The following is a 15388-nucleotide window of genomic DNA, read 5'->3' as shown; positions in this document are numbered from 1 at the left end:
GATTTGATCAATGACGAATTATTTTATAGTTGAACTTTACCTAAATCAGCACGGGGATTGTCTTTATTGATCTGTCTAATTTTTTCATAGTATTCTTTTTCTTGATTACTAATATTTTGAGGAGTAGCGATCGAAACTTTAACAAATAAATCTCCATAATCTCCTTTCGCACTACTCCACCCTTTACCTTTAAGCCTCAAAGATTGTCCTTGACGAATACCAGCAGGAATTTTCACCTTAACCTCTCCTTGAGGAGTAGGCACATTAATTTCACCACCTAAAACCGCTTCATAAGGAGTAATAGGGACTTCACAAACTAACTTGTCATCCTCAAATTGAAAAAAATCATGAGGTTTAAGTTCTACTTTAAGATAAAGATCTCCCCGTTGTTTTGTCAGGGGATTAATTTGCCCTTTTCCTTTTAACCTAATTTTTGTACCATTTTTTGCCCCGGCAGGAATTTTGACATTGACACTTTCTGAAGATAAATTGAGTTTTGTTTCAACACCGTTATAGGCTTGACTATAGGTAAGACTGATACTTTGCTCCACATCATTTCCTTTACCATTACTAGATTGAGACTGAGTATTAAAACCTTGATTAAATCCAGAACTATTCGGGCGACTACTACGAGCATTTGTGCCAAAAGGACGAGCTAATAAGTCATTAATAAATTCATCAAAACTACCATAATCTCCAAAATTAAAGTTATTGACGTTAGTAGTTTTCGCACCCTGACTACCCCAAGGAGATTTTACACCCTGTCCTGCTTGTTGCCAATAACGACCAAATTGATCATATTTTTTACGTTTTTCGGTGTCTCCTAAAACTTCGTAGGCTTCACTAATTTCTTTAAATTTTTCTTCGGCGGCTTTATTATCAGGATTTCTGTCAGGATGATATTTTACGGCTAGTTTCCGAAATGCTTTTTTTATCTCATCAGAAGTAGCACTTTTGTTAACTCCCAACACTGAATAGTAATCTTTATAATCTGCAGCCCCCATATTTTTTCTCTTTCTTTCTAAAATTCAACAGATACTTTAGAATTATAATAGTTCTAATTTGAATAAGTTATGTTTTTTCCAGAACATCTAACACCTAATCTGAACTCTAAAACTCCAATTCCTAACTCCTAACTATCTTTTCCGACTTGTTCTTGCTAATCGCTCATAATCTTCTAATACTTTCCCTGTACCATAAACCACACACTTTAGAGGATTAGGCGCAATATGGGTGATAATTCCGGTTTCATTGGCGATAAGACTGTCTAAACCCCTTAGTAATGCACCACCTCCTGCTAACATGATACCTCGATCGATAATATCTCCAGCCAATTCAGGGGGAGTTTGTTCAAGAATTTTTTTGATAGCATCAATAATTGATTCAACGGTATCAGCGATACATTCTCTGATTTCTTCGATGGTTATGGTAACGGTTTTGGGTAATCCTGACACTATATTTAATCCCCTAATTTCCATCGTTTCCTGATCATCATCGGTGGGATATGCAGATCCGATTTGCATTTTGATTTGTTCTGCGGTTCTTTCACCGATAATCAAGTTATAAGTGCGTTTGAGATAACGTTTAATAGCGTCAGTAACTTCGTCTCCTGCTATTCTTACGGAATCACTTAAGACAATACCTTGAAGACTTAAAACAGCTACTTCCGTTGTTCCTCCCCCAATATCAACAATCATGCTACCGACTGGCTCATCAACGGGTAATCCGGCGCCGATGGCCGCCGCTATGGGTTCATCAATAAATTCTATATTATCGATCGCACCAGATGTTTCCATGGCTTCTTCTACGGCTTTTCTTTCGACGGAAGTAATACCACTGGGAACGCCTACAATAATACGAGAACGAGTTAAATTATTATTCCCTCTGGCTTTTTTGATAAACTCCCTTAGCATCATTTCCGTTTCTTTTACGTCTGTAATAACACCGTCTTTTAATGGTCTGATGGTTCTGACATTTTGGGGGGTGCGTCCTAACATTTTTTGGGCTTCTTTTCCTACTGCGATCGCTTCATTTTTATTATCATCAATGGCAATGACGGAAGGCTCATCTAAGACAATATCTTTACCCGGAATATATATTAAAGTGTTCGCTGTACCTAAATCGATACCCATATCTTGAGATTCGGAAAAGCGATCGAATAAACCCATTTGTAAATCCTCAGTTTCTATATATAGTGAATTTTTATAATCAAATTATCTTAATCTAATTCTCTCCTTTTTTGTTAATTGGTTATGACTTAAAGTCTAGTTAAAGTCAAATTAAATCTCGATTCTCTTTCTTTTTCACTTTTTGATTCGGAATAGAATTAATTGAAGGTATTAGATATTAGGTATTAGGTTTTAAAGAATGAGTTTATTGACATCTAACTACTTCTTTTTTTTCTTTCAGTTAATTTATCTATATTATCTATAGCAATCCTATATGAGTCGTGAGAAATAATTATGTTTAATTAGGGTTTGCTGAATAACTCATAAAGCTATTAAAATCAATAGTTTAGCCACAATAAATTAACAAAAAAGTACACAATTTTAACCATTTTTAGTCAAAAACTCAGCATTTTTTACCTTATTTTTTTGGACAACTAACGTATTGTTCTACACCTTTGATAGTCTAAAAGGATTGATTTTTCATTCTTTAACCTAATACCTAACATCTCCTCTTCACCAATTTTTGTTTTATTTTTTCTAGTTGTATTTGTAGTTTTCCTTCGGTAATTAATTTTTCTGCCATAGTAAAACCCTCCTCGATCGAGCTTGTAATATTACAACGCCACAGATAAAAACCACCATTTAAAATTCCACTCAAAGTCAAAGCAGTATTTTCCCCTGCGATCGTGCGTTCTAATTGGTTAAAATATTCTTGGTGATCTGACAATGAAGGATCATTCCCTTTTAAGTCATAATGGAAAGGATTGACCTTAAGATATTGAAAACCTTCCTCACTATCTTGACTGTCAATTACAATAATATTAGTTTGCTCTAACTTCAAATCTCCGCTACCTTCCAAACCTTTAATCAAAGTAAATTTTTTCACTCCCCTTAAACTTAAAGCCTCTCTAATCATTTTTTCTGTAGGAGGGTGTACATAACCTGCCATGAGATGACTATTTCCCTCGTAGGGTTGCCATATCAATTCTAAAGTAGCAATAGGAGGACGTTTGCCAATTTCCTCTCGATATTGCACAAATTCATCCGCTAAAGGAAAATGTTGGGGTAAATAAAGAAAACCAAAGTTCGTCTCTGTTAGTAATTCTCTTACTTGACTTAAAGATAAATTTATCAAATCTATTCCTAAACTTTTCCAAATTTCCGCTAAAGTTAGCCCATATTTCGTTGGCATTTTTCTTCCTCCGTGCATCAACACAGGAACTTCGATCGCTGATAAAATAAGAGCAGTAATAGGAGAAATGGGAGCGTGTCTTGTTCTACCATCATAGGGAATGCCAAGAATAGTCAGAGGATTTTTAAGATTATTTGGTAACACTACCCCCAATTTTGTGTAAGTGTCCAACATTCCCGCCAATTCCTCTCCAGTGGGGCGTTTGATGCGATGGGCGATTAAAAATGCTCCTATTTGTGCAGGAGTAGCCACTCCAGTTAACATCATTTCTAAGGCAAAAGCCGCTTGTTGACGAGTTAAATTTTTGTGGGTGTGAGCTCCACTACCAATTTTTTTTAATAATTCTCGAAATTCACTACTCATTTTTAATCAACCTTTGGCAAAACTAACACTAAATAAATTATTATCTAAAAATCATGATTTTTGCCAAAAATTATTTGAATATGGGTAAATATTCTCCATAATTTTGATAAATAGATAATCCCGGAATCTCTTGTTTAAATTCATCAGGTTGTTGATATTGAGTAGCTGGATATTGTTCACGAATATCACTAATGGTTTTATAAAAATTTTGCCATTGTTTCAGAACATCCATTAATTTTGTAAATTGTTTAATAGAATTTTCATGCTTTTTACTAAGAGCTAAATATTGTAAAATTCTACCATAACTTTCAGGAGTTTCTTTTGTTTTGGGAATACCTATAATCTTTCCTACTTTTAAAAAAACATCTTGATTCTTCATTACTAAATCCTGCATGGCTTTCATATTTTGCATATTTTTATCTTGTAGATAAATTACCATATCAGAAATAGTTTTTAAAATAGAAAAGTCTGTTAAGTTAAACTTTTTGAATAGGTAAAGTAGTTTTAATCCTATATCTTTTTTTGCGGCCAGTGCCTCCAACGATCGAGTATAATCTTCTAATGCTGCTTTACCTTGATCTGTTTTAATTGTGGATTTTATTTCCTCTAATTTTACTCGAATTTGTTGCTTAAATTCTTCAGGAGAATAGTGATTTTTCTCTTTCTTTTTCGCTATCACATTTGCTCCTTCTGGATTATCTACATTATCATCTTCAGCAAATTTTTCTCCTAAAAAATTCATCACAAAATTATAATATTCCTGTTGTTTCATGCTACGATAACGCAATTCTGTTTGTTCGATCTTTAAAAAATTAGCTTGAGCTTGAACTGCAAGATCTAATAACTCTGCACTCTGTTGTAATCCTTGATATTGTTCTCTATTAGTAGCAAAAAAAGATTTAATTTTAATGTAAAATAAAAAGTCTGGATTTTGAAAAGATGAGTTATCTAAAGTTTTAGCAATACTAGATAATATCTTAATTTCTGATAAGGCTTGATTATGAAGATTAACACTTATTTGAGATATGGTTTCTGTGCCTAATGCTTCTTTTTTTATATTCGTTACGTCTTGATTTAAGAAAGAAACTATTTTTTTGAACATATATTAAACCTCTTATCTTTTATATTTATCTTTATTTATCCTTGATTCTATTATATTGATTTATTGTTTTCAAGATCCCAATATATCAATTTTTGTAAATGGAAATAATAATAAACAATCTGGGATAAATTATATTTTAAAAATTTGATGATTTCAGCAATTCACGCAATAATGAAAGATAAAGTTATCATTTTTTATTGCTAACTATTGGTTGTTGAGTACTAAGTATAATTTATCTCATAAATATTATAAATCTATATTAATGGTAGTTAAATTATTGTTTTAAAAGTTTTTGAATAAAGGAAATATAATTAGCAAAATGAATATGTAAATAAGAAGCATAAATATTTTTTATTTGCCATCCTTGATAGGATAATATTTGTTGAGTATAATAATCTTTAATTTCTAATATTGAACTGTTAGAAATACTTAGATTTTTTGCTCGATGAAATTCATGACCTCTTAAAATTTCGTTATTTTTTATAAGTTTATTATCAATTAAAATTTTTGCTTCTCGATAACCTAATGTTAATTTTTTACTCATAATAGCTGTATTCGGTAAAACCCCTATCATTTCCCATGATTTACCGTTAAAGTCGATGATTTTTTCCGATAAATACATCATGCCTCCGCATTCTGCATAGGTAAAAATTCCTTCATTGATAGCTTGTTTTAAAGACTCTTTCATCTTGTTGTTATTAGCTAATTCGGAGGCAAAAATTTCAGGAAATCCCCCCCCTAGGTATATTCCTTGAATATTGTCAGGAATTTTTTGATCACTAATTGGACTAAAAAATAATAATTCTATTCCTAATTTTTCTAAAATATCGAGGTTATCTTGGTAATAAAAATTAAAGGCTTTGTCATAAGCGATCGCCATTCTAAATTTACCAGTTTTCTTAAGGGTAAAATAAAATAAATTATAATCAAGATGAGATTTTTTTTCTTCGAGATAAGGAGTTAGTAAATTCCAATTAAAATTATTTTGAGCAATGGAGGTTAATTGCTGAATAATGTCTTGGTAGAAAGTAATTTCGGCGGTAGGAATTAAGCCTAAATGACGGGAAGGTAACTCGATATTTTTTTCTCGAAACCAGATTCCCATTATGGGAATTGAACATATTTTTAATCCTTCTTTTAACAAGGATAAATGTTTTTCCGTACCTACTTTATTTAAAACAATTCCCACAATTTTAACCTCTCGATCGAGATTAACATATCCATATACAATTGCCCCGATCGAAGTACTTAATTTACTGCAATCAATGATTAAAATAACAGGAATTTTTAATAACTTTGCGATATGAGCAGTACTACCATAGGCAAAATAATTACTATTGGGAACACCATCATATAATCCCATAACTCCTTCAATAATACTAATCTCAGCATTTGCACTATGATGAGAAAAACTTGATCGAACATAGTCTTCAGAAGTTAAAATGGGATCAAGATTACGACAGGGTAAACCAGTGACAGCAGTATGAAACATAGGGTCAATATAATCAGGACCTACTTTAAAAGACTGTACAGATTTTCCCTGATTTTTTAACCATGATAGTAAGGCTAAAGTAATGGTAGTTTTTCCTACTCCGCTTCTTTCACCGGCAATAATTAATGCCATAAATTGTTTAATCTTCAGATCTTAAAAATCTGACTTTAGGCTTTATTACCAAATAATAACTCGATCCTTGTTGTATTGATTCATAGGATCTCCTTTTCAGTATCGAAAAATTTTGATAAAGACTTATTTGCTTTATCGGTATCAATATAACTTAAATTTCATATCTCAATATTTAGATTTAAAGTTAGCATTGGTGAATCAAGATATGAACTAAATTTATCTTATTTTTTGATTTGTTCAAATTCTTGATTTTTTGATTTATTCAAAAATTGGTAAATAGTTAAACAACTAAAATTCATCCCTCAAATCATCAATGCTCTATTTTTGTCCTGTCTAATACTACTTAGTACATCGATCGCTAGAATTATAGACAATAGAACTGTAACGCCCCTCTACAGTACCTACTTCAACACAATATCCTGTTTTATTTTCAGTATAATAAGCACTTTTGCCACCTTCAAAGGTAACAGCGTTGTGATAAGTATAACCCCTTGAGATTAATTCATTTTCCGCTTGTCCAGCTTTTGCACCCACTAAATCTTTTAAATGAGGAGGTGTTGTACTATAAAGATTTGCTGGTGTTTTACCTGTTGAATGTGATGAATTTGAATGAGAAGATCCTTGAGCTATATTCTGACAAATACCATTTACTCCATCAGCACCAGTATAGGAGACATCCGTTGAACCATTAGGATTTATGGTAATAGAAACAGTAATTCCAGAACGATTTGCCTCGTAGGCATTTTTGTTGAATACTTTCATTCTAGCTTCTTGACCATCAATATAAACTGGTCCTCCTTTATCAGCATGAACATTAATTTTTCCTCCACATTTGTAATTTAATTGTGGAATCTCAGCATTAGCGGCACCAGCCATAACACCACTAATAACTAAAACCGTACCTAGTAATTTTTTCATAGTATTTATTTTTTTATGACATGAAATTGATTATATAAAATATAGCTCAGATTTGATCTATGAAGATTAAAAACTTAAATGGAACATAAGATAAAGTTCAATTTTTATCCTTGTCTGTATATTATCTGGAACTACTTAGCACATCGATCGCTAGAATTATAGACAATAGAACTGTAACGCCCTTCTACAGTACCTACTTCAACACAATATCCTGTTTTATTTTCAGTATAATAAGCACTTTTGCCACCTTCAAAGGTAACTGTATTGCGATAAGTATAACCCCTTGAGATTAATTCATTTTCCGCTTGTCCAGCCCTTGCACCCACTAAATCTTTTAAATGAGGAGGCGTTGTACTATAAAGATTTTCTGGAGTTTGACCTGTTGAATGTGATGAATTTGAATGAGAAGAAGATGGTGCTTTTTCGCCCTGATAAACGAAAACGGATTCATTATTAAAACGAAAGATAGTAGCTGGGCCATCATTTTCTCTTAAAACAGAAGCCCCGTTTTGATCAAGATATTGATTAGGATCGTTAGGTTTTAATTCATAAGTAATACCGTCTTCCCGTCGAATCGTAATAAAACCTTGACGCTGAGAGAAGGTGCAATTAACTACTTTAGAAACCTTATCTTCTCCACGGGGATAAATGTCACACCGAGAATTGATTGTGTCCGCTTGAGCAATGGTGGAAAAAGAAAAAGTGGAAAGAATTGCTATTACTGAAGGTGTAACTTTTTCGATCGTAAATTGTAAAGAGTTTTTAATTTTCATGTTTAAAAAATTGATAAAAATTAAGTTAAATCAAAATAATTGACTATAGATATTAATCATAGACTAAACTGAAATTGTCAAAAATAAACTTAAAAAATTAATCTTTTCAAGCCCAATTATGAAACAACCGTTATCTTATCTAATGGGAGGATTACTAACATTAGTAACAATGCCCTTTATTTTCCTTCAAATTCCTACTCTTGCACAAACATCATCAGAAGAAATTAAGTTAGTAGCGGGGAATGAAGTGGGAGAATATTATTCGATCGCCAAAGATATAGAAAAATTAGGTAAAGAAAACAATTTAGATATTGACGTGATAGCCACAAGAGGAGCATTACAAAATATTCATGATGTTTTTATGTATGAAAGTGTACCTTTAGGAATTATTCAAAGTGATGTATTGGCATTTTTAAATATTTTTGGTAACTATGATGAGGAAATTAGAGTCAAAGCTGAGAGTTTAAGAACTGTATTACCTCTTTATAAAGAAGAAATCCATCTTATTACTCGTAAAGATATTAAATCTATCCAAGATTTGGCAGGAAAAAGAGTATCTATTGGGGATGAAGGTAGTGGTACAAGTATGACGGCTTCCACTTTACTCTATCAATGGGAAATTAGTCCTAAAGAGTTAGTAACCTACGATATAAAAAGGGGAATTCATGAACTTCGTAATGGTAAAATTGATGCCTTATTTTATGTGGTAGGCGTACCAGCTAAAGTATTGCAAGAACAAATTTCACCGGAAGATAATTTTCATATTTTACCCTTGATTTTACCTACTGCTTCTCAAGATGAATTTTACACAAGGCTATACAGTAAAACGGTTTTACCAGCAAATACCTACAGTTGGCAAACTGAACCCATCGAAACCTTAGCTGTTCAATCTTTCTTGTTTACCGTTGAAAATGATGATTGTTCAAACATTACCCCTGTTGCCTCTTTAATTAAAAATAATTTAGCATGGTTGCAGAAAAATGGTAATCCCATCTGGAAAGAAGTTGATTTTAAAATATTACAGAATGAAGAATTAGGCAGAATGTCTAAATGTGTTAAGCCTTAATTCAAATCTTCTATTTTTCACTTTAAATAAAAATCTAAAAACTTTAATGGAGAATATTAACCATGAATAATTTACATAAATTAGCTTTAATTAGTACCATTAGCTTTGGTTTTTTTACTCAGGCTAATCCTGTTTCTGCCCAACGACAAAATATTACTTGTCAGTCTCAGAGAGGACGTTATCAATTTTGTGATGTAGATACTAGAGGTGGAGTTAAATTCATTCGTCAAATTAGTAATGCAGAATGTCGTAAAGGAAGTACTTGGGGTTACGATCGCAATGGTATTTGGGTTGATCAAGGTTGTGGTGCTGAATTTTCCGTAAGAGACAGAGGGGGGAATAATAATAACTATAATTCAAATAGTGGTGGAAGTGATACGGCGGCTATTATCGGTGGGGTTTTAGCTGTGGGTGCTATTGCGGCTGCGATCGCATCTGGTTCTAATAATAGCAATAACAATAGCAATAATAATAATTCCTCTTTTAACGATACTATAACTTGTGGTTCCGATCGAGGTAATTTTATCCGTTGTAATACAAATATTCGGAGAGGTGATCGAGTAGTTCTGCGACGACAACTTAGTAACTCTGGATGTTGGCAAGGAGAAACATGGGACTACGATCGAAATGGTATATGGGTTGATCAAGGTTGTCGAGGACAATTTGAAATCATACGTTAACCTCTGTTGGACATAAAGAAAATAATGAAGACAAGACAGATGGACAGGTGGAAAAATTGCGAAATATTTGTGTTGTGTTTATACCACCGTGTTTATTCACCAACAATACATTCTTCCCCGTCTGCTTGTCTTTTATTTTGTTTAATGAGGCTGAGGTTGTCCTGCATTTAAAAAACTTAAGTATTTTTCGATGGACATAAAATCAGTGTAACGAGAACTCATTTCTGGTGGGATAAATTCAAACATGAAATGATTTTCTACCCACACTTCTATTAAATCAAAAGGGCCACGATCGCAATATCGATGTAGCCAACCTTCATTTTCGGCGATCGCTTCAATTTCGACTTGACTACTAGGTACTGTCATAGCGGCATGAGTTGAACTAAAACCAGAAGGAGAAGAATTTGTTTGGGAAATAACCTCTGTTTCACCCGGAATCAGTTCTAAGCCTAGTGGTTGAATTTCAATAGCAGTACCATATTCATCTCCCACTATCACAATATATGAATTAGGAAAAACAGGAAAAGGAAATGCTTGTCCTTGTACAATCTTTGCTAGTACTTGAGCAACATGAGAAGGATTTTTGACTCCAATTGACAGATGATGTAACATAAATTTTATCCTTTTAAAACTATTGTTAATTGAGTCGATCGAAAACCTCTTTGACTGGCAATTAACTTTCTTTATCTAAATTCTAATCAAGTTTATGTAAATATTTAAACTTATTAAAATAAAGAAGAATCAAAAAAGTCCGTTTCACAAAGAAAAAAGTCCGTTTCACAAAGATAACTTTTTCTCTAATATCTTATCATTTACTAACTAACTTAATAAAAAAGATTTGCATTAATTAAAGTAAGTGATGAGTGAAAACAAAATGAGAAAAATCGGGAAAAATCTTTCAATGACTATAATAACAGTCAGTTTATTCTGTCCATCGATTTTGGCACAAGAATCAAACATTATTGAGCGAAAAATTATTAATAAGCCTCTAGCAGAAATTGCTCAAACTAACATTATTGAGATTACTAATATTGAAGTAACACCGACAGAAGAAGGCATTAACCTTTTATTGCAAACCAATGAAGAATTATCTGCCCCTGAAATTTCCATCATAGAAAATGCCCTTATTGCCAATATTCCTAACGCTTTACTAAAACTCTCAACAGGAAAAGAATTTTTAGTTAGTAATCCCGTGGAGGGAATCGCTTTAGTTAATGTGGTTAATTTGCCTGATAATCGAGTTAGGGTGACTATTACAGGCACAAATGCTCCCCCCCTTGTGGACATTCAAACAAACTCCTTAGAGACGATTTTAACGGCAAAACTAGGCACATCTACGGGAGAAACGGGACAATCGATCGAAATTATTGCCACGGGAGAAGCACCGCAGGAAAATAATTATTTTGTACCTAATGCAAGTACCGCAACTCGTACAGATACTGCTATTTTAGATACACCTCAATCCATTCAAGTTGTACCCCAAGAAGTATTAAGAGATCAACAAGTGATTCGGGTAGATGAAGCATTACGCAATGTCAGTAACGTCATCGGGCGTTTAAGTCCTTTCGGTGCGAGTACAAGTCTTACCATTAGGGGTTTTACCAGTGATAACTTTACTGGCGGTGCAATTTTGCGTGATGGTTTTCGGGTGAATGATAATCTTGGCACTCAGGAAACCGCTAACGTAGAACGGGTAGAAGTATTAAAAGGACCTTCTTCCGTACTTTATGGACAAAATGATCCGGGGGGTATTATTAATTTAGTCACCAAAAGACCTTTATTTGAGCCGTTTTATGAGGTAGGTGTGCAGATAGGAAGTTATACACTATTTCGTCCAACGATCGATATTTCAGGTCCTTTGACAGAAGATAAATCTTTGCGTTATCGTTTAAACCTTGCCTATTTGAATGATGCTGGTTTCAGAGATTTTACTGTGGATACTCAACGACTTTTCGTCGGCCCCGTATTAACTTGGGATATTAGTGACAAAACCAGTTTTACAGTGCTTTTAGAATATACGGATGAAGAAAATCCTTTTGATTTAGGTATTCCCGCCAGAGGAAAGGGGGTTTTTGATGTGCCATTGAATCGAGTAGTCGGTGAACTTGATGATAGTCTGAAGAATACATCGATTACAGTTGGTTATGATTTCAAACATCAATTTAACGATGATTGGACTTTCAATCACGGTTTTCGCTACGTTAATCAAGATTATAATGTATTTCCCTTATTGCCTTTTGGAGTAGATGAGAAAACGGGAGATATAACTTTATTTTTTGCTGATCGATCCTATCGTTCTGATGATTACTCAATTCAAACCAACGTAGTGGGTAAATTTAATACAGGTTCAGTAAAACATACTCTTTTAGGGGGATTAGATTTAAACTTCAATCGTTTTGATGAACAATATACAAGACTTGCCTTTAATACACCCGTTTTATTTAATATTTTTGATCCTGTTTATGGAGCAATTCCTCGCCCTGATTTAAGTTCAGTACAACCCCTTGCACCCTTTGACACACAGTACGATCGCTATGGAGTATTTTTGCAAGATCAAGTTAATTTTAGTGATAAATTTATTTTAGTAGGTAGCATTCGCTACGATGTGGTAGATTTTCGGATTAATCAAGATTATGCGGCTAATGCCGATCGCAATGATAGCAAATGGAGTCCGAGGGTAGGATTTATTTATAAGCCCGTAGAAATGGTGTCAATTTACGGTAACTATTCCCAATCTTTTAAACCAAATTTTGGTTCAGATTCTCAGGGTAATGCCTTTGAGCCTGAAACAGCAGAAGGCTTTGAGGTAGGTGTCAAAGCAGAATTTTTACAAGGAAAAATGTTTACTACTATTGCCTATTTTGATATTACCAAGCAAAATGTTATTACAGGAGATCCGATAAATCCTCTTTTTTCAGTACTTTCAGGAGAACAACGCTCTCAAGGCTTTGAGTTTGATATAGCTGGGGAAATTTTACCCGGTTGGAAAATTATCGCTAATTATGCCTATACCGATGCCAGAGTTACTAAAGATAATACTATTCCCGTGGGTAATCGCTTATTCAATGCTCCTTATAACAGTGCTGGATTGTGGACTACTTATGAATTCCAAGAAGGTGATGTGAAGGGTTTAGGGTTTGGTTTAGGTTTTAACTATGTGGGCGATCGCTACGGGGATTTAGCTAACAGTTATAAAGTAGGGGATTATTTCGTGACAAATATGGCTGTTTTTTACAATCAAGAAGATTGGCGTATTGCTCTTAACATCAATAACCTTTTTGACACTAACTATATTAGTAGCACCTTTAATTCTCGTAACTATGGTAACGCTTTTGGGCAACCTTTAACAGTGATTGGTTCGGTGTCGATTAAGTTTTAATTGTCTCTCGCAACCCCTCTTTATCCCCCCTAATAGGGGAGACAGCAAAGACGCAAAGAAAAGTACAAAGAGTTTTTTGAAAATAGTATATGAATGTATTTAAGGTTAATAATTTTTTCGGGTTGTTCATGGTTGCATTAGCGATTATGTCTTGTGAGCAAAAAGTTGAGGAAACATCTTCTTTAAAACAAGAAAGTAATTGCCGACAAGTTCAACATCAAATGGGGGAAACAAAGATATGTGGCGAACCGAAAAGGATTGTCGCTCTTGGCCCTCACGTTTTAGAACCTCTTATAGCGTTGAAAATTCACCCCGTAGCTTTTGGAGATCATGTTAGCTTTTATAGGAAAGATTATACTAATCCTTCTCAACAAATCCCCTATTTAGGAAAGTATCTCAATGAGTCAATCACAAATGTTGGTGTTGCTAACACTCCTAATATCGAAGCTATTTTAAAAGTTAAACCGGACTTAATTTTAGGGATTAAAGATAACAACGGTAATCAGTATGAAACTTTATCGAAAATTGCTCCTACTATTATGTTGGATTGGGATGAACCAGAAGAAAATATGAGGGCGATCGCACTTGCTACTAACCGATCAGCTTTAGCAGAGCAATTATTACAAGAAACTCAAGCAAAAATCACACAAGCAAAAAAAGAATTTTTACCCATCGTCAAAAAAGATCCCAAAGTGCTTTTACTATATGGTGAAGGATTACAAGAATTAATTTCCAATAATTCTAAAGGGTTTTGTGGTTCATTGATTAAAGATTTAGGCTTTCAACTGGTATCCCCACCGAAATCAAATCCATCCATACCTGACACTCGCACAGTCATTTCCCTCGAAATTTTACCTCAATTAGAGAAGGCAGACTCTATCATACTCTTTGGTTACAATTTCAGCCAAACAGAAAACCTAAAGAATATGGACAATTTTGAACAACATCAATTGACTAAATTACAACAAGCATGGGAGAAAAATGCCATTGCACAATCCCTAGAAGCAAGTAAGGAAGGGAGAGTTTATTATATTCCAGCTTATTTATGTGCAGGGTTGACCAATTCGATCGGTACTGAACTTTATCTTAATACATTAAAACAGCAATTATTACTCACTGAAAAATTATGATCCATTGTCAACTATGTTCTGTCATTTCTAAAACCAACGGTGAGGATACCATCGGTACAGCTAATCCCAGTGATGGCTGGTTAGTGATGGAATTACCCCAACCTTGGACAGAAGAACGTTTCCACCATGATCCGATTCTAAAACCCATTCATGATTTATTTCATCAACTTTTTGATCAAGGCATCAAAATATCACCAATGGCGATCGCATCTGATCAAGAATATTGTCAATCAGGATATAGTCGTATTATCCATTATCAAAAACCAAGTTTACAATTTTCTCATTTTCTCAAAGAAGAATATTTAATTCCCGATGAGAAAAGATTTACCCTAATTAAAGCCTTGTGTTATCAATCCTCAGACTTAGGGCAGTTTTTCCCGTACAAATTAACCGATATTGTCGATCGTGATATTATGGTGTGTACTCACGGAAATATTGATCTTGCTTGTTCCAAGTTTGGTTATCCTATTTATAAACAACTACGTCAACAATATGCCTCCAAAGATTTAAGAGTGTGGCGTTGCTCTCATTTTGGCGGACATCAATTTGCTCCCACTCTCATTGATTTTCCCACTGGGCAAGTTTGGGGACATCTTGAGCCTGAAATTTTAGATTGTTTGATAAAACGTGATGATGAAGTTAAGCATCTTTATAAATTTTATCGAGGTTGGACAGGAGTAACTAAATTTGCTCAAATAGTCGATCGTGAGTTATGGGTGCAGTATGGATGGCAATGGTTAGATTATCAAAAATCAGCACAGATACTCAGTATAGATCAACATAATCTCGAACCAGATTGGGTAAAAGTTCGTTTTGATTTTGTTTCTCCCGATGGTAAAACAGAAACTTATAGCGCCGAAGTGAAAGTCCATGATTCGGTTATGACAGCAGTAAATTCAGGAGATGAGCTTATCTGTGTTAAACAGTATCGTGTGACTAATTTAATCAAAAATTGACCATAAATTTATTGTTTCTACATCAATATTTTGCACT

The 15388-nt window shown here is 33.8% G+C and carries 13 protein-coding genes; 5 read left to right on the top strand and 8 right to left on the bottom strand.

Features of this window, described 5'->3' with window-relative positions; genetic code table 11:
* Positions 1 to 23: 23 nt before the first annotated feature.
* The 7 genes from GM3709_RS10570 to GM3709_RS10535 all read right to left on the bottom strand — a co-directional run bounded on the left by GM3709_RS10570 (position 24) and on the right by GM3709_RS10535 (position 8140).
* Positions 24 to 1004 carry a DnaJ C-terminal domain-containing protein gene (locus GM3709_RS10570; RefSeq protein ID WP_066119007.1) on the bottom strand — a complete coding sequence of 327 codons (981 nt, stop codon included), beginning with the start codon at positions 1002 to 1004 and terminating at the stop codon, positions 24 to 26.
* A gap of 132 nt (positions 1005 to 1136) precedes the next feature.
* Positions 1137 to 2168 carry a rod shape-determining protein gene (locus GM3709_RS10565; RefSeq protein ID WP_066119006.1) on the bottom strand — a complete coding sequence of 344 codons (1032 nt, stop codon included), beginning with the start codon at positions 2166 to 2168 and terminating at the stop codon, positions 1137 to 1139.
* 499 nt (positions 2169 to 2667) lie between these two features.
* Positions 2668 to 3723: an anthranilate phosphoribosyltransferase family protein gene (locus tag GM3709_RS10560; protein WP_066119004.1), complete on the bottom strand. Its 1056-nt coding sequence runs from the start codon at positions 3721 to 3723 to the stop codon at positions 2668 to 2670.
* A 70-nt stretch (positions 3724 to 3793) separates the two neighbouring features.
* Entirely contained in the window at positions 3794 to 4825 is a 1032-nt protein-coding gene (locus GM3709_RS10555) for a hypothetical protein (protein ID WP_066119002.1), read from the bottom strand.
* A 274-nt stretch (positions 4826 to 5099) separates the two neighbouring features.
* Positions 5100 to 6449 carry a cobyrinate a,c-diamide synthase gene (locus GM3709_RS10550; RefSeq protein ID WP_066119000.1) on the bottom strand — a complete coding sequence of 450 codons (1350 nt, stop codon included), beginning with the start codon at positions 6447 to 6449 and terminating at the stop codon, positions 5100 to 5102.
* A gap of 339 nt (positions 6450 to 6788) precedes the next feature.
* Positions 6789 to 7367 carry a hypothetical protein gene (locus GM3709_RS21415; protein ID WP_082712979.1) on the bottom strand — a complete coding sequence of 193 codons (579 nt, stop codon included), beginning with the start codon at positions 7365 to 7367 and terminating at the stop codon, positions 6789 to 6791.
* Positions 7368 to 7498: 131 nt separating this feature from the next.
* On the bottom strand, positions 7499 to 8140 hold the full coding sequence (locus tag GM3709_RS10535) for a hypothetical protein (RefSeq protein WP_066118998.1): 642 nt from the start codon (positions 8138 to 8140) through the stop codon (positions 7499 to 7501).
* 118 nt (positions 8141 to 8258) lie between these two features.
* Here GM3709_RS10535 and GM3709_RS10530 point away from each other — a divergent pair, with 118 nt between their 5' ends.
* Both GM3709_RS10530 and GM3709_RS10525 read left to right on the top strand, forming a co-directional pair.
* Positions 8259 to 9206 (top strand): TAXI family TRAP transporter solute-binding subunit, encoded by a 948-nt coding sequence (locus GM3709_RS10530; protein ID WP_066118996.1) that lies wholly within the window; start codon positions 8259 to 8261, stop codon positions 9204 to 9206.
* A 62-nt stretch (positions 9207 to 9268) separates the two neighbouring features.
* Positions 9269 to 9886, top strand: coding sequence for a DUF3011 domain-containing protein (locus tag GM3709_RS10525; protein WP_066118994.1), 618 nt, complete (start codon positions 9269 to 9271; stop codon positions 9884 to 9886).
* Positions 9887 to 10027: 141 nt separating this feature from the next.
* On the opposite strand, the gene GM3709_RS10520 is transcribed toward GM3709_RS10525, so the two are convergent.
* Positions 10028 to 10498, bottom strand: a complete 471-nt coding sequence (locus tag GM3709_RS10520; RefSeq protein WP_066118992.1) for a hypothetical protein — start codon at positions 10496 to 10498, stop codon at positions 10028 to 10030.
* A 289-nt stretch (positions 10499 to 10787) separates the two neighbouring features.
* Between GM3709_RS10520 and GM3709_RS10515 the strand changes: the two genes are divergently transcribed.
* The 3 genes from GM3709_RS10515 (at position 10788) to GM3709_RS10505 (ending at position 15351) form a co-directional block, all read left to right on the top strand.
* A complete protein-coding gene (locus tag GM3709_RS10515) occupies positions 10788 to 13265 on the top strand; it encodes a TonB-dependent siderophore receptor (protein ID WP_231937550.1) in 2478 nt (825 codons plus the stop codon).
* 128 nt (positions 13266 to 13393) lie between these two features.
* Positions 13394 to 14395: an iron-siderophore ABC transporter substrate-binding protein gene (locus GM3709_RS10510; protein WP_197671833.1), complete on the top strand. Its 1002-nt coding sequence runs from the start codon at positions 13394 to 13396 to the stop codon at positions 14393 to 14395.
* Positions 14392 to 15351 (top strand): sucrase ferredoxin, encoded by a 960-nt coding sequence (locus tag GM3709_RS10505; RefSeq protein ID WP_066118987.1) that lies wholly within the window; start codon positions 14392 to 14394, stop codon positions 15349 to 15351. The genes GM3709_RS10510 and GM3709_RS10505 overlap by 4 nt, the downstream gene beginning before the upstream one ends.
* Positions 15352 to 15388: the final 37 nt, after the last annotated feature.

Origin of the sequence: Geminocystis sp. NIES-3709, from assembly GCF_001548115.1 — a bacterium.
In the GTDB taxonomy this organism is placed as follows: Bacteria; Cyanobacteriota; Cyanobacteriia; order Cyanobacteriales; family Cyanobacteriaceae; genus Geminocystis.
This window is presented reverse-complemented; position numbering and strand designations above follow the sequence as displayed.

Bases quoted from the DNA above. Each gene is read 5' to 3' on its own strand.
- GM3709_RS10535 (WP_066118998.1), bottom strand. From the start codon at position 8,140: ATGAAAATTAAAAACTCTTTACAATTTACGATCGAAAAAGTTACACCT.
- GM3709_RS10515 (WP_231937550.1), top strand. From the start codon at position 10,788: ATGACTATAATAACAGTCAGTTTATTCTGTCCATCGATTTTGGCACAA.
- GM3709_RS21415 (WP_082712979.1), bottom strand. From the start codon at position 7,367: ATGAAAAAATTACTAGGTACGGTTTTAGTTATTAGTGGTGTTATGGCT.
- GM3709_RS10510 (WP_197671833.1), top strand. From the start codon at position 13,394: ATGGTTGCATTAGCGATTATGTCTTGTGAGCAAAAAGTTGAGGAAACA.
- GM3709_RS10520 (WP_066118992.1), bottom strand. From the start codon at position 10,498: ATGTTACATCATCTGTCAATTGGAGTCAAAAATCCTTCTCATGTTGCT.
- GM3709_RS10570 (WP_066119007.1), bottom strand. From the start codon at position 1,004: ATGGGGGCTGCAGATTATAAAGATTACTATTCAGTGTTGGGAGTTAAC.
- GM3709_RS10530 (WP_066118996.1), top strand. From the start codon at position 8,259: ATGAAACAACCGTTATCTTATCTAATGGGAGGATTACTAACATTAGTA.
- GM3709_RS10565 (WP_066119006.1), bottom strand. From the start codon at position 2,168: ATGGGTTTATTCGATCGCTTTTCCGAATCTCAAGATATGGGTATCGAT.
- GM3709_RS10555 (WP_066119002.1), bottom strand. From the start codon at position 4,825: ATGTTCAAAAAAATAGTTTCTTTCTTAAATCAAGACGTAACGAATATA.
- GM3709_RS10505 (WP_066118987.1), top strand. From the start codon at position 14,392: ATGATCCATTGTCAACTATGTTCTGTCATTTCTAAAACCAACGGTGAG.
- GM3709_RS10550 (WP_066119000.1), bottom strand. From the start codon at position 6,449: ATGGCATTAATTATTGCCGGTGAAAGAAGCGGAGTAGGAAAAACTACC.
- GM3709_RS10525 (WP_066118994.1), top strand. From the start codon at position 9,269: ATGAATAATTTACATAAATTAGCTTTAATTAGTACCATTAGCTTTGGT.
- GM3709_RS10560 (WP_066119004.1), bottom strand. From the start codon at position 3,723: ATGAGTAGTGAATTTCGAGAATTATTAAAAAAAATTGGTAGTGGAGCT.